Here is a 12,724-nt window from a genome sequence, read left to right as displayed (position 1 = left end):
AGTCAACGCCTATCGTTCCCGCTAGGACTTGGCAAATGAATGGAACGAATTTGACATCACGCGAACCATGCAAATGTCAGAATCGGACCGTGAGAGGCCAAGAACTGCAATTGAATCAATCCTGGAGTTTTCATGTCGAGTTATGACGTGCTTTGCATCGGCAATGCCATTGTCGATATCATAGCCCGCACGGATGATGATTTTATCGTCAAGAACGGTATCATCAAAAATGCGATGAATCTGATCGATGCCGACCGTGCGGAATTTCTGTATGAACGCATGGGCCCGGCGATCGAAGCGTCAGGCGGAAGCGCGGGCAATACAGCGGCGGGCGTTGCCAGCCTTGGTGGCCGCGCTGCCTATTTCGGCAAGGTGGCCGATGACCCGCTCGGCCATATCTTTACCCATGACATCCGTGCCCAGGGCGTCGCCTTCGATACGCGTGTTCTGAAAGCACCGCCGCCCACGGCCCGCTCCATGATTTTCGTAACGCCCGATGGAGAGCGTTCGATGAACACGTATCTTGGTGCCTGCGTCGAGCTTGGACCGGAAGATGTGGAAAGTTCAAAAGTATCCGAAGCCAAGGTGACCTATTTCGAAGGTTATCTCTGGGACCCGCCCCGGGCCAAGGAAGCCATCCGCCTCTCGGCAAAAATTGCCCATGAGCACAAGCGTGAAGTATCGATGACGCTATCAGATCCGTTCTGTGTCGATCGTTATCGCGAGGAATTCCTCGATCTGATGCGTTCCGGCACGGTTGATATCGTCTTCGCCAACGAGGCGGAACTCAAATCATTGTATCAGACCGACGACTTCGAAAAGGGTCTCAATGCGATCCGCAAGGATTGCAAACTGGCCGCCATCACGCGTTCCGAAAAGGGCTCGGTTGTTGTTTCGAAGGATGAAACTGTCGCGGTTCCTGCTATCGAGATTGCCGAACTGGTTGATACGACAGGCGCTGGCGATCTCTACGCGTCGGGTTTTCTGTTCGGCTATACCAATGGCCGGTCATTGACCGATTGCGCGAAACTGGGTTCGCTGACAGCCGGTCTTGTCATCCAGCAGATTGGCCCGCGTCCCGCACAAAACCTGAAGATTGCCGCGCAGCAGGCCGGATTACTCTGACCGCACAATGCCGTCACGCTTGAGTTCTTCAGGCGTGCGGCCCGGTTTATGATAGTTGGGTAGCGTCCAGCCAAAATACAGCGCGCCGCCACGCACCGTGAAAGCGGTGAGGGCGGCGAGCAGCGCCGAAACCTCCGGCCCTGCCGAAAGTCCAAGCAGGATCGTATAGGCGGCCGAACCGGCAAGCGCTGCCGTTACGTAAATCTCGCGCCGCATCAGCACAGACGGTTCCCCCGATACAATATCGCGCAGTACGCCGCCAAATGTGGCCGTTAGAATACCGGTGACAACGGCAATCGCCGGATCAAATCCAAGTGCCAACCCCTTGGCTGCACCCATGACGCTGTAGGCGGCAAGTCCGAGCGCATCAAGCCAGAGCAAAAGCCGGTAGCGCGATTCCAGCAGATTGGCGGAGAAATAGACAAGGACAGCGGCTGCGGCGCAGACGAGGATATAGCCGGGCTCTCTCACCCAAAAGACCGGAACCCCGAGAATGAGATCGCGCAAGGTTCCACCGCCAATGCCTGTTACCGCAGCCAGAAACACAAAGGCGATGATATCAAGCTGGCGGCGTGAGGCGGCAAGACCGCCCGTAGCAGCAAAGACAAAAACGCCCGCATAATTGAATATCTGGATCAATGTCATCGACCGCTCCCCCTTTTACCAGAGGTAGAACACGGCCAATCCGGACGGTAAATAGCGAAATGAAAAAGGCCAGACACCGTTACCCGTATCTGGCCCTTTTTCACATGAAGGCGCTTTGATTATGCGTCTTTTTCAGCCTGTGGATTGATAGGGCCCGGCTCCGCCTGACCTTCGCCCGTAGCTTGCTTGGGGCCGCCCTTGGAAACGCCGACCAGTGCCGGACGCAACATGCGGTCGCCAATGACAAACCCGCTTTGCGCCACCTGCAGCACTGTGTTGTGCGGCACGTCGGTGTTGGGGATCTCATACATGGCCTGATGGAAATTCGGGTCGAAACGCTGGCCCTGTGGTTCGATCTTCTTTACGCCATGGCGTTCCAGCGCCGACATCATCGAACGCTCAGTGAGTTCCACGCCCTCGGCGAGGGTTTTGAAACCCGCATCGCCATTGGCAAGTGCGTCGGCAGGAATGGCTTCGAGCGTGCGCTTCAGATTGTCGGAAACCGACAGCATGTCGCGGGCAAAGTTTGCAACCGAATAGGAACGTGCGTCATGCACGTCGCGTGCTGTACGCTTGCGCAGGTTTTCCATGTCAGCGGCTAGCCGCAGCAACTGGTCCCTCAGATCGCCGTTTTCGGCGCGCAATGCGTCCAGTTCGGCGCTGCTGATGGCTTGCGCCTCGTCTTCCTCTTCCTGCGCCATGGCGTATTCTTCCGCCTTGCGTGATTTCAGAAAATCATCGGCGGCACGCTTCAGCGCATCACGGTCGCGCGGATTCTTCAGATCGCGCTGATCGAGATCGGGTGCGTCATGATGTTTCTTTTCTTCAGTCATCTATCCTGTCCGTTCATAAATCCAATGTGCGCTGGATATCGAGGTTTAGGCCATGAAAATCAAGTGCAAATGCCCTGAGTAGGGCAAGTTAGTAGGGCAAGTTCACGCAGCAGAATGGTACAACCGGAGCTAACGCAACAGTCTTGAGACCAGTTGTGCCGTATAATCCACCATGGGAACAATCCGCGCATAGTTAAGCCGCGTTGGACCGATAACGCCGAGCGCGCCGATAACCCGCTGTTCCGAGTCGCGATAGGGGGCGATAACCAGCGATGAACCCGAAAGCGAGAACAGCTTGTTCTCCGAGCCGATGAAAATACGCACTCCCGAGCCCGCTTCTGCCAGATCAAGCAGTTGTATCGTGCCTTCCTTGGTTTCAAGGTCATCAAAGAGATGACGCAGGCGGTCAAGGTCAGCCTCAGCATTGATCGAATCGAGCAGATTGCCGCGTCCGCGCACAATCAGCCGTGGCGGTTGTCCGCCGCCTGCTCCACCCCAGACTGCCAGCCCTTCTTCGACCAGATGCTGTGATAGTGCATCGAGCGCCTGCTGGGTCTCGTCCTTCAGGCGTGCGATTTCGGCGCGCGCTTCGGTGATGGTGCGGCCTTGAATATGGGCATTGAGGAAATTCGACGCCTCAATCAATTGGGAGGGCGTGACGCCGGGCGGCAAATCAATCACCCGGTTTTCGATATCGCCGCTCTGTGTAACCAGCACCGCCAGCGCCTTTGTCGGCTCCAGCCGCACGAATTCGATGTGCTTGAGCGCGCCTTCCGCTTTCGTTGCCAGAACAAGTCCCGCACCGCGCGACATGCCGGAAAGGAGTTGGCTGGCTTGCGTCAAAACATTCTCGGTTGATTGGGCATCACCACCCGCCCGAACCTGTGCCTCGATGGAATTGCGCTCGTCCGAGGAAAGGTCGCCGACTTCCATGAAGGCATCGACAAAGAATCGCAGGCCGAGTTGCGTCGGCAGACGTCCAGCCGAGATATGCGGCGCATAGACAAGGCCGAGATGCTCCAGATCACTCATCACATTGCGGATTGTCGCAGGCGAAAGTGCAACCGGTAGTATCCGCGAAAGATTGCGCGACCCAACCGGTTCGCCATCGCCAAGATAGCTCTCGACAATGCGCCGAAAGATATCTCGCGATCGCTGGTCTAGCGATTGCAATGGTTCGGGAGTGACTGCCCTGTTCATTCTGTGTAACGCCCTTGTTTCCTGTCAGGGAATATAGGCATTGTCGGTCCAATCATCAAAGCTTTTGCTGCATGGTTCCATTTAAGCGTCCATTGCTCTAAAAGGCCGGACAAACATATTTTCAAGAGGTCATTCCATGCGTCCTTCCAAACGAGCCCCAGACGAAATGCGCGCCATTTCCTTCGAGCGCGGTGTTTCCAAACATGCTGAAGGCTCGTGCCTGGTCAAGTTTGGCGATACGCACGTTCTGTGCACCGCCAGCCTTGAGGAAAAGGTCCCGGGCTGGATGCGCAACACCGGCAAGGGCTGGGTAACAGCGGAATATGGCATGTTGCCACGCTCCACCGGCGACCGCATGCGCCGCGAGGCCTCATCCGGCAAGCAGGGTGGTCGTACTTTGGAAATCCAGCGGCTGATCGCCCGTTCGTTGCGCGCTGTAGTGGACCTGCAGGCGTTGGGCGAAGTGCAGATCACCGTCGATTGTGATGTCATTCAGGCGGATGGCGGTACGCGCACCGCTGCTATCACCGGCGGTTGGGTTGCCTTGCATGAATGCCTGCGCTGGATGGAAACCCGCCAGATGCTCAAGGTCGAAAAAGTGCTGAAGGATCATGTCGCGGCGATTTCCTGCGGTATTTCCAACGGTACGCCGGTTATCGATCTCGATTATGCCGAGGATTCAACGGCACAGACCGATGCCAACTTCGTCATGACCGGCAAGGGTGGTATTGTGGAAGTGCAGGGAACGGCGGAAGGCGAGCCATTCTCGCAGGAAGAACTGCTGGCATTGATGGATCTTGCCCGCAACGGCATTACCCGTCTGGTTTCCCTGCAGAAAATGGCGGTCGCCTAAACGGAAAACATCATGCAGCCATCGGGTATTCTGGAAACTGCACTTTATGTGACCGATATCGAATTGGCTGCACGGTTTTATACGGACGTGCTTGGACTGGAAGTCATTCTGCGCGCGGGCAATGAATCAGTATTCTTTCGTTGTGGCGAGGGTGTTCTGATCCTGTTTGATGCGAACAAGCTGCTGGAAAGACCCAAAGGCGGGCTGCCTATCCCCGCCCATGGTGCCAAGGGTCCGGGTCATGTCTGTTTTCGCGCAACGCGGGATGAAATTTCTAGCTGGAAATCCCATCTTGAGGCCAATGGCGTTACCATCGAAAGTGAATTTGACTGGCCAAACGGCGCCCGCTCCCTTTATTTCCGCGACCCTTCTGGAAACTCGATAGAATTTGCCGAACCGGCTTTATGGAACCCGAAATGAGAACACTCGAAAAAGGCAAGCTGCTCGTTGCCAGTCATAACAAGGGCAAGATTCAGGAAATGATCGACCTGCTCGGTCCCTTCGGTTTCGAAGTGGTATCTGCGGGTGATCTCGGCCTGCCGGAACCGGATGAAACCGGTACCACCTTTGAGGAAAACGCCTATATCAAAGCGTTTGCGGCAGCCAAGGCGACGGGCCTTGTTGCTCTCTCCGATGACTCTGGCCTTTGCGTTGATGCGCTGAACGGCGACCCCGGCGTCTACACCGCCAATTGGGCCGAGCTGCCAGATGGTAAGCGCGATTTCGCCCATGGGATGCAGAAAGTTGAATCCGCCTTGCAGGAAAAGGGCGTCACCAACCCTCAGGATCGGGGCGGGCGCTTTGTTTCGGTCATCTGCCTTGCATGGCCTGATGGCGAAGCCAATTACTATCGCGGCGAGGTGGAGGGCGAGATTGTCTGGCCGCCGCGCGGCACAGCCGGTTTCGGTTTCGATCCGGTGTTCAAGCCACAAGGCTATGATGCCACTTTCGGCGAAATGACTGCCGAGCAGAAACATGGCTGGAAGCCCGGCGAAGCCGATGCGCTATCGCACCGCGCCCGAGCCTTCCAGCATTTTGCCCGCGATTGTCTGGGCGCGTAATGACAAATCCGGTGCGTGGCCAGGAAAATGAAGGGGGCTTTGGCGTCTATGTCCATTGGCCCTTCTGCATGGCCAAATGCCCCTATTGCGACTTCAATTCGCATGTACGCCACCAGCCAGTGGATCAGCAGCGATTCACGGCGGCCTTTGCCCGTGAAATGGCGACAATGCGCCAGCGTACCGGTCCACGCACAATTTCCAGCATTTTCCTTGGTGGCGGCACGCCGTCGCTGATGGAGCCGGAAACAGTGGGATCGGTTCTCAACGAGATCGCCAAGAACTGGACTGTTCCCGATAATATCGAGATCACGCTGGAAGCCAATCCGACCAGCGTCGAGGCCAACCGGTTTCGCGGCTATCGCGCGGCGGGTGTCAATCGTGTCTCGCTGGGTGTTCAGGCGCTGAATGATCCTGATCTGCGCCGGCTTGGCCGCATGCACAATGTTGACGAGGCGTTGGTAGCAATCGGCCTTGCGCGCGATATTTTCCCGCGCCTGTCCTTCGATCTCATCTATGCCCGGCCTGATCAGACCATCGAGGCATGGCGGGAAGAACTCAACCGCGCCATTTCCTATGCCGCCGATCATCTGTCGCTCTATCAGCTGACGATTGAGGAAGGCACGGCATTCTACCAGCTATGGAAAGCCGGCAAACTGATCACGCCGGATGGTGATCATGCGGCGGCGCTTTATGCGGAAACGCAGGATGTGACCGCACAGCGTGGTCTCCCCGCCTATGAGATATCCAACCACGCAGCACCCGGTGCCGAATCCCAGCACAACCTCGTCTATTGGCGTTACGGCGAATATGTCGGCGTCGGTCCCGGTGCCCATGGCCGCTTCATCGAGAATGGCAAGCGCGCCGTAACGATCACCGAGCGCCATCCGGAAACCTGGATGAGCAAGGTTGAGGCCGATGGTCATGGTATCGTGGAAGAAGAGCTGCTGACCGGCGAGCAGGAAGGTGATGAATTCCTGCTGATGGGCCTGCGGTTGGTCGAGGGTATCGATCTTGCCCGCTACGAGCGGCTAACCGGCCATAGTGTAAAGGAAAAACGCGTAATTTCCTTGGCCGAACAGGGCCTTATCGAATATATCGGCAATAGTCGCATCCGCACGACGCCCGAGGGTGCTATCGTTTTGAATGCGGTTATCGCCGATCTGGCGGCGTAGGGGTATAAAGTGTCTGACGGGGAAGCCAGCGAACGAAACTATCAGATCGGCAACAGTTCATTCCGCGCCCGCCCGCTCGAACCCGCGCTTTATATTGTCGCGACACCCATCGGCAATCTTGGTGACATGACCCTGCGCGGCATTGAAACTCTTGCGGCTGCGGATGTGATCGCCTGCGAGGATACACGCGTCAGCCGTGTGCTGCTGGAGCGCTATGGTATTTCCCGTCGTCCCTATGCCTATCACGAACACAATGCTGCTGAAGCTGGACCCAAATTGATCGAGGCTTTGCTCGCAGGGAAAAGTGTTGCTCTCGTTTCCGACGCGGGAACGCCGCTCGTCTCTGATCCGGGCGGGCGACTTGTGCCGGAAGCCAAGGCGGCTGGTATTCGTGTTGTTCCCATTCCCGGCGCGTCATCAGTTTTGGCCGCGTTGACGGCCTCGGGGCTGTTTACGGACAGTTTCTATTTTGCCGGGTTCCTGTCATCAAAACAGGGTCAGCGCCGGTCCAAGCTCGAATCCCTGAAGACGCTGGATGCAGCACTGGTGTTCTTTGAATCGCCCAATCGCGCCGCCACAACGCTGGCCGATATGGTCGAGGTGTTCGGGCCAAAGCGGCAGGCATCGCTGTGCCGCGAACTCACCAAAACCTATGAAACCATCGTCACCTTGCCGCTGGCCGAACTTGCAGCGGAATTCGACGGCGAGGACCGTATTCGCGGCGAGGTGGTCCTTGTAGTCGGGCCTCCGGAAGGCGACCAGAATATTGCCCGTTCTGACGATGATATCGATGCACTGCTGCGTGCGCTCGTCTTGGAAATGTCGCCTTCAAAGGCAGCCGGTGAGGCCTCGCGCATGACGGGCCGTCCCAAGGGTGAACTCTATCAACGGCTGCTCGCAATGAAATGAACGGAGCGGGCAAACGGCACAAAGCGTATAGGCGTGGCCACTCAGCCGAATATTTCGCCGCCCTTGCTTTGATGCTGAAAGGCTTCCGTATCGTCGAGCGCCGCTACCGGACAAAGCTGGGTGAAATCGACCTTATTGCCCGGCGTGGGAATCTCATTCTCATCGTTGAAGTGAAAGCGCGAACAACACTCGAACAAGCAATGGACGCTGTAAACGTCACTACCATGCGGCGCATCGAATCCACAGCCGATCTTTGGCTTGCTCGCCAGCCCGATTATGCAAAACTCTCGCTGCGGTTTGATCTTGTTGCCATCCTGCCTTGGCGCTGGCCGGTGCATGTTCCTGCTGTTTTCATGGTCTAGCGCATTGATTCATGGCTGCGCTTGATCCCGATCATTTGGTGATCCCCTAAGCGGCGAGTAGAAAAAACGCTTGCATTTCCCCACTAACACGATAAAAATAGTCGTGTATTGGATCAGCGCGTTTTGAGCTGACACCCTTGGTTGCAGCATGTCCGTTTTGCAGATTGTGCAAAAGCCGGACGTGCGTTTTTCTGTGTAATGTAGAACGGAAATCCGCTTGTTCCCGGATTTTCAGAAATTCCATGCTCCGCTGTTCGATTCGGCGCACTTTCGTTCCTTATAAAGAGTGGTCGGATCAACGATAATCCCGGTAATCATTGGGATTATCTGCTCATGTCTGTTCATGCCAGCCAGCTTTCTGTCTTTCCTGCCTTCTTCCGCGTGCGGAATGAAGTGGTTGTGGTTATTGGCGATGGCGAGGAAGCGCTGAACAAGGCCCGGCTTCTGGTGCAGACCAATGCCGCGATCCGCATTATTGCTGCCAATCCTGAACGCGAGCTTGCCGATTTCATCCACTCCGGGCGCTATGATCACGTCGTGGAAAATTTTGCTCCCGAACATCTTACTGGAGCAAAGCTGGTTTTTGTGGCGACTGGCGATGAAGAGCTGGATAGCGCAATTGCGGCGGAGGCCCGCCGTCAGCGCGTTCCTGTTAACGTCGTGGACCGTCCCGAACTCTGCGATTTCTTCACCCCGGCCATCGTCAATCGCGCACCCATCGCCATTGCCATTGGTTCGGAAGGCACAGGCCCAGTCCTGACCCAGCTTATTCGCGCCCGGATCGATGCAGCTTTCTCGCCGCGTCTGGGTGATCTGGCCCGCCTTGCCAATGCCTATCGCCCCGCGGTGGAAAAGCTGGTGAAGAAGGGCTTGGCGCGCCGCGTGTTCTGGCGTTCGTTCTTCTCCGGCGATGTGGCAGGCAAAGTCTATAACAATGATGTTGATGGTGCCCGTCAGGCCGCCGGTTTGCTTCTCGACAATCAGGACGAGCCGAAAGGTTATGTCTGGCTTGTTGGTGCAGGTCCCGGCGCTGAGGATTTGCTGACCCTGCGCGCCCACCGTGTTCTTATGGAAGCTGATGTCATCGTCTATGATGCGCTGGTGCCCGAGGCAGTTGTCTCCATGGGTCGCCGCGATGCGGTCAGGCTTTCTGTTGGCAAGCGCAAGGGTTGCCATACCAAGAGCCAGAGCGAGATCAATGAACTCCTTGTTTCCCTTGGCCGCGAAGGCAAGCGCGTTGTCCGCCTGAAATCCGGTGATCCGCTGGTTTATGGCCGTGCCGGTGAGGAAATGGCAGCGCTGCGTTCCGCCGGTATTCCGTTCGAAATCGTTCCCGGCATCACTTCGGCTTTTGCTGCTGCCGCTGATATGCAATTGCCTCTGACCCTGCGTGGTGTCGCATCCTCCCTTGTGTTCACCACCGGGCATGACATGGCTGGTGAAGTGCTGCCCGATTGGGCGCGCCTCGCCATTTCGGGTGCAACAATCGCCGTCTATATGGGCCGTAGTGTTGCTGCATCCGTTGCTGAACGGCTGATGAGCGCTGGACTGCATGCCGATACCGGTGTGGCTGTCATCGAAAATGCCGGTCGTGCGGATCGCCGCATGTTCCACGGTACGCTGCATGATTTGCCGGCGCTGGAACAGCGTCTTGATCTTGATGGACCCGTGATGGTGGTCATCGGTGATGCGGTCGCCGGTGCTGCAATCGACAAGGCGGAGCCTCTGGCTGTCCAAAACTCAAACTCTTCGGTGGCCAAACGCCACCTTCAAACCAATGCCGCTTAACCGCGAAGGATGATGATCATGAGTGTAAAAGTTCTCACAGCAAACCGTCTGACCGATGGCGAAGCCGTTTGGCTTGGCGCCAATGGCGATTGGCTTGATCAGATTGATGGAGCCCTTGTGGCACGTCACGCGGAAGCGGCGGCAGCACTTGAAGAAGCTGGTAAGGCGGCGATCAAGTCCAACCTTGTCATCGACGTCAATGTTATCGATGTGGAAGAGCGCGGTGAACATCTTTATCCGGTGCGGCTGCGCGAGCGCATCCGTCAGCTCGGCCCCACCGTCCGTCTTGATCTTGGCAAACAGGCTGATAAGCCTGCGGCTAACGCCGCTTAACCTGTAATCGAAGGCCCGCAGAATGTATCGTTACGATGAGTTTGATCACGCGTTTGTTTCAGCCCGCGTTGAACAGTTCAAGGATCAGGTAGAGCGCCGCCTTGCCGGCGAACTGACCGAGGACCAGTTCCGCCCGCTGCGGCTGATGAATGGCGTCTATCTGCAATTGCATGCCTATATGCTGCGCGTCGCCATTCCCTATGGCACATTGTCGGCGCGCCAGATGCGCAAGCTTGCCCATATCGCCCGCACCTATGATCGCGGCTATGGCCATTTTACCACCCGCCAGAATCTCCAGTACAATTGGCCTGCGCTCAAAGACATGCCAAAGGTGCTGGATGAGCTTGCGGAAGTTGAAATGCATGCCTTGCAGACTTCAGGTAATTGCATTCGCAACGTCACAGCCGATCACTTTGCCGGTGCCGCTGCCGACGAGGTAGCGGACCCGCGTCCCTATGCGGAAATTCTGCGCCAGTGGTCGTCAATGCATCCGGAGTTTTCGTATCTGCCGCGCAAGTTCAAGATCGCCGTCACCGGTGCCGAGCGCGACCGCGCGGCCATTCAGGTCCATGATATTGGTCTGCATCTGAAGCGCAACGAAGCGGGCGAGATTGGCTTTGCCGTTTATGTCGGCGGTGGTCAGGGCCGCACGCCGATGGTTGCTAAGAAGATTCGCGACTTCCTGCCTGTCGAAGATTTGTTGACCTACACCACCGCGATCATGCGCGTTTACAATCTCAATGGTCGCCGCGACAACAAGTACAAGGCGCGCATCAAGATCCTCGTGCATGAAACCGGCACGGAAGAGCTGACCCGTCAGGTTGAAACCGAATGGCTGGCTCTCAAAAACAGTGATCTGAAGCTGCCGCAGACGGATGTCGATGCTATCGACAGCTATTTCCGCCCGCCGCATCTGCCGCTGCGTCCGGAAGGCTGGTCTGCACTGGCGGGTGCTCGCAAGGCAGACCATGCCTTTGCAGCCTGGGTAGACCAAAACGTGACGCCGCACAAGAACCCGGATTATGGTGTCGTGACCATTTCCCTGAAGCCAATTGGCGGCATTCCGGGTGATGCCACTGATGCCCAGATGGATCTGGTGGCCGATATTGCCGAACAATTCTCGCAGGATGAAATCCGCGTCAGCCATGAGCAGAACCTTATCCTGCCGCATGTGGCGATTGCCGATCTGCGCATTGTCTATGATCTGCTTTTGACCGATGGCCTTGCCACGGCCAATGCAGGGCTGATCACGGATATTATTGCCTGCCCCGGTTTGGATTATTGCGCTCTGGCGACGGCCCGGTCGATCCCCGTTGCCCAGCGCATATCGGAACGTTTTGCCGATCCGGCCCGTCAGGCGGATATTGGTGAACTCAAGCTAAAAATTTCCGGTTGCATCAATGCCTGCGGCCATCATCACGTTGGCCATATCGGCATTCTCGGCGTCGAGAAGAAAGGCGAGGAACTCTACCAGATTTCGCTCGGCGGTTCGGGCGATGAGGTCTGCACCATCGGTGACATTACTGGGCGCGGTTTCTCCTCGGAAGAAATCGTCGATGCGATTGAGACCATTGTCGATCGTTACCTCGAAGTGCGGACGGACAAGGAGGAAACTTTCCTTGCTGCCTACCGGCGTCTGGGTGCTGCTCCCTTCAAGGATGCGCTCTATAGCGAGGCTGCAAATGCTGCATGAAGCCAATGAGATCACCGTAGCGGATGAAGCGCGTGCGCTTGAAGAACGCTATGGCAATCTCGAACCCTCAGCGGTGATAGAACTCGCCATCGAACATCTTTTTCATGATGAGATCGCGGTGGTGTCTTCGTTCGGTGCGGAGTCATCGGTGCTGTTGCACATGATTGCGCAGGTGAATCCATCCTTACCGGTACTCTTCCTTGAAACGGGCAAGCATTTTCCGGCCACTTTGCGTTATCGGGACCAATTGGTGCATGATCTTGGTCTGACCGATGTGCAGGACATTCACCCGCTGAAGCAGAGCCTGAAGGATGAAGACCCCTTTGGCGCGCTGTCCATGACCAACAAGGATCGCTGCTGCTATATCCGCAAGGTCGAACCGATGGCCCGTGCCGTTGCGCCGTATCGCGCCTGGATGACTGGCCGCAAGCAGTTTCAGGCTTCGACGCGCACAGCTTTGCCGGTCTTTGAATCTGTTGGTGCGCGTGTGCGCATCAATCCGCTGGCGCGCTGGACTTCGGCTGATCTGAAGGCCTATATGACTACCAACCAGTTGCCGCCGCATCCGCTCATAGCAGAAGGCTACCGGTCTATTGGCTGCATGCCCTGCACCTCCCCCGTGAAGGATGGCGAGGATGATCGTGCTGGCCGCTGGGCAGGCTCTGATAAAACTGAATGCGGCATCCATCTGACTGGCCTGACCGACCAGTTGAGCAATATTTCCCTGACGGATTCGAATCTATGACTGAC

At 56.7% G+C, this 12,724-nt stretch carries 14 protein-coding genes; 11 read left to right on the top strand and 3 right to left on the bottom strand.

Annotated elements, in window-relative coordinates; all coding sequences use genetic code 11:
* Positions 1-132 precede the first annotated feature (132 nt).
* Positions 133-1,125, top strand: coding sequence for an adenosine kinase (locus BLU05_RS08285; protein WP_091879172.1), 993 nt, complete (start codon positions 133-135; stop codon positions 1,123-1,125).
* On the opposite strand, the gene BLU05_RS08280 is transcribed toward BLU05_RS08285, so the two are convergent.
* The 3 genes from BLU05_RS08280 to hrcA all read right to left on the bottom strand — a co-directional run bounded on the left by BLU05_RS08280 (position 1,117) and on the right by hrcA (position 3,803).
* A complete protein-coding gene (locus BLU05_RS08280) occupies positions 1,117-1,770 on the bottom strand; it encodes a trimeric intracellular cation channel family protein (protein WP_091879171.1) in 654 nt (217 codons plus the stop codon). The two genes, BLU05_RS08285 and BLU05_RS08280, sit on opposite strands and share 9 nt — an antisense overlap.
* A 119-nt stretch (positions 1,771-1,889) precedes the next feature.
* Positions 1,890-2,603 (bottom strand): nucleotide exchange factor GrpE, encoded by a 714-nt coding sequence (grpE, locus tag BLU05_RS08275; protein WP_091879169.1) that lies wholly within the window; start codon positions 2,601-2,603, stop codon positions 1,890-1,892.
* A 129-nt stretch (positions 2,604-2,732) separates the two neighbouring features.
* Positions 2,733-3,803, bottom strand: coding sequence for a heat-inducible transcriptional repressor HrcA (gene hrcA, locus BLU05_RS08270; RefSeq protein ID WP_091879168.1), 1,071 nt, complete (start codon positions 3,801-3,803; stop codon positions 2,733-2,735).
* Positions 3,804-3,939: 136 nt separating this feature from the next.
* On the opposite strand from hrcA, the gene rph reads away from it, so the two are divergent.
* From rph to BLU05_RS08220, 10 genes are all read left to right on the top strand, one after another.
* Positions 3,940-4,656 carry a ribonuclease PH gene (gene rph / locus BLU05_RS08265; RefSeq protein WP_091879166.1) on the top strand — a complete coding sequence of 239 codons (717 nt, stop codon included), beginning with the start codon at positions 3,940-3,942 and terminating at the stop codon, positions 4,654-4,656.
* Between the two features lie 12 nt (positions 4,657-4,668).
* Positions 4,669-5,076, top strand: coding sequence for a VOC family protein (locus BLU05_RS08260; protein WP_091879165.1), 408 nt, complete (start codon positions 4,669-4,671; stop codon positions 5,074-5,076).
* Complete coding sequence (gene rdgB / locus BLU05_RS08255) at positions 5,073-5,717, top strand: RdgB/HAM1 family non-canonical purine NTP pyrophosphatase (protein WP_091880175.1); 645 nt, start codon at positions 5,073-5,075, stop codon at positions 5,715-5,717. The genes BLU05_RS08260 and rdgB overlap by 4 nt, the downstream gene beginning before the upstream one ends.
* Positions 5,717-6,889 carry a radical SAM family heme chaperone HemW gene (gene hemW, locus BLU05_RS08250; RefSeq protein WP_175540549.1) on the top strand — a complete coding sequence of 391 codons (1,173 nt, stop codon included), beginning with the start codon at positions 5,717-5,719 and terminating at the stop codon, positions 6,887-6,889. Before rdgB ends, hemW begins: the two co-directional genes overlap by 1 nt.
* Positions 6,890-6,898: 9 nt before the next feature.
* Entirely contained in the window at positions 6,899-7,798 is a 900-nt protein-coding gene (gene rsmI / locus BLU05_RS08245; RefSeq protein WP_091879163.1) for a 16S rRNA (cytidine(1402)-2'-O)-methyltransferase, read from the top strand.
* Positions 7,795-8,160 carry a YraN family protein gene (locus tag BLU05_RS08240; protein ID WP_091879162.1) on the top strand — a complete coding sequence of 122 codons (366 nt, stop codon included), beginning with the start codon at positions 7,795-7,797 and terminating at the stop codon, positions 8,158-8,160. Before rsmI ends, BLU05_RS08240 begins: the two co-directional genes overlap by 4 nt.
* A 333-nt stretch (positions 8,161-8,493) precedes the next feature.
* Positions 8,494-9,948 carry a siroheme synthase CysG gene (gene cysG, locus BLU05_RS08235; protein WP_091879160.1) on the top strand — a complete coding sequence of 485 codons (1,455 nt, stop codon included), beginning with the start codon at positions 8,494-8,496 and terminating at the stop codon, positions 9,946-9,948.
* An 18-nt stretch (positions 9,949-9,966) separates the two neighbouring features.
* Positions 9,967-10,281, top strand: a complete 315-nt coding sequence (locus BLU05_RS08230; protein WP_091880172.1) for a DUF2849 domain-containing protein — start codon at positions 9,967-9,969, stop codon at positions 10,279-10,281.
* A 22-nt stretch (positions 10,282-10,303) separates the two neighbouring features.
* The gene (locus BLU05_RS08225) at positions 10,304-11,974 is read left to right on the top strand and encodes a nitrite/sulfite reductase (protein WP_091879159.1); all 1,671 of its coding nucleotides are present in this window, start codon (positions 10,304-10,306) and stop codon (positions 11,972-11,974) included.
* Positions 11,964-12,719: a phosphoadenylyl-sulfate reductase gene (locus BLU05_RS08220; RefSeq protein WP_091879157.1), complete on the top strand. Its 756-nt coding sequence runs from the start codon at positions 11,964-11,966 to the stop codon at positions 12,717-12,719. Before BLU05_RS08225 ends, BLU05_RS08220 begins: the two co-directional genes overlap by 11 nt.
* Positions 12,720-12,724: the final 5 nt, after the last annotated feature.

This window comes from Phyllobacterium sp. OV277 (assembly GCF_900104355.1).
Lineage (GTDB): Bacteria > Pseudomonadota > Alphaproteobacteria > Rhizobiales > Rhizobiaceae > Phyllobacterium.
This window is presented reverse-complemented; position numbering and strand designations above follow the sequence as displayed.

Excerpts from the sequence above, each read along its gene's own strand:
- BLU05_RS08285 (WP_091879172.1), top strand. The coding sequence starts at position 133 with ATGTCGAGTTATGACGTGCTTTGCATCGGCAATGCCATTGTCGATATC.
- BLU05_RS08280 (WP_091879171.1), bottom strand. The coding sequence starts at position 1,770 with ATGACATTGATCCAGATATTCAATTATGCGGGCGTTTTTGTCTTTGCT.
- grpE (WP_091879169.1), bottom strand. The coding sequence starts at position 2,603 with ATGACTGAAGAAAAGAAACATCATGACGCACCCGATCTCGATCAGCGC.
- hrcA (WP_091879168.1), bottom strand. The coding sequence starts at position 3,803 with ATGAACAGGGCAGTCACTCCCGAACCATTGCAATCGCTAGACCAGCGA.
- rph (WP_091879166.1), top strand. The coding sequence starts at position 3,940 with ATGCGTCCTTCCAAACGAGCCCCAGACGAAATGCGCGCCATTTCCTTC.
- BLU05_RS08260 (WP_091879165.1), top strand. The coding sequence starts at position 4,669 with ATGCAGCCATCGGGTATTCTGGAAACTGCACTTTATGTGACCGATATC.
- rdgB (WP_091880175.1), top strand. The coding sequence starts at position 5,073 with ATGAGAACACTCGAAAAAGGCAAGCTGCTCGTTGCCAGTCATAACAAG.
- hemW (WP_175540549.1), top strand. The coding sequence starts at position 5,717 with ATGACAAATCCGGTGCGTGGCCAGGAAAATGAAGGGGGCTTTGGCGTC.
- BLU05_RS08240 (WP_091879162.1), top strand. The coding sequence starts at position 7,795 with ATGAACGGAGCGGGCAAACGGCACAAAGCGTATAGGCGTGGCCACTCA.
- cysG (WP_091879160.1), top strand. The coding sequence starts at position 8,494 with ATGTCTGTTCATGCCAGCCAGCTTTCTGTCTTTCCTGCCTTCTTCCGC.
- BLU05_RS08230 (WP_091880172.1), top strand. The coding sequence starts at position 9,967 with ATGAGTGTAAAAGTTCTCACAGCAAACCGTCTGACCGATGGCGAAGCC.
- BLU05_RS08225 (WP_091879159.1), top strand. The coding sequence starts at position 10,304 with ATGTATCGTTACGATGAGTTTGATCACGCGTTTGTTTCAGCCCGCGTT.
- BLU05_RS08220 (WP_091879157.1), top strand. The coding sequence starts at position 11,964 with ATGCTGCATGAAGCCAATGAGATCACCGTAGCGGATGAAGCGCGTGCG.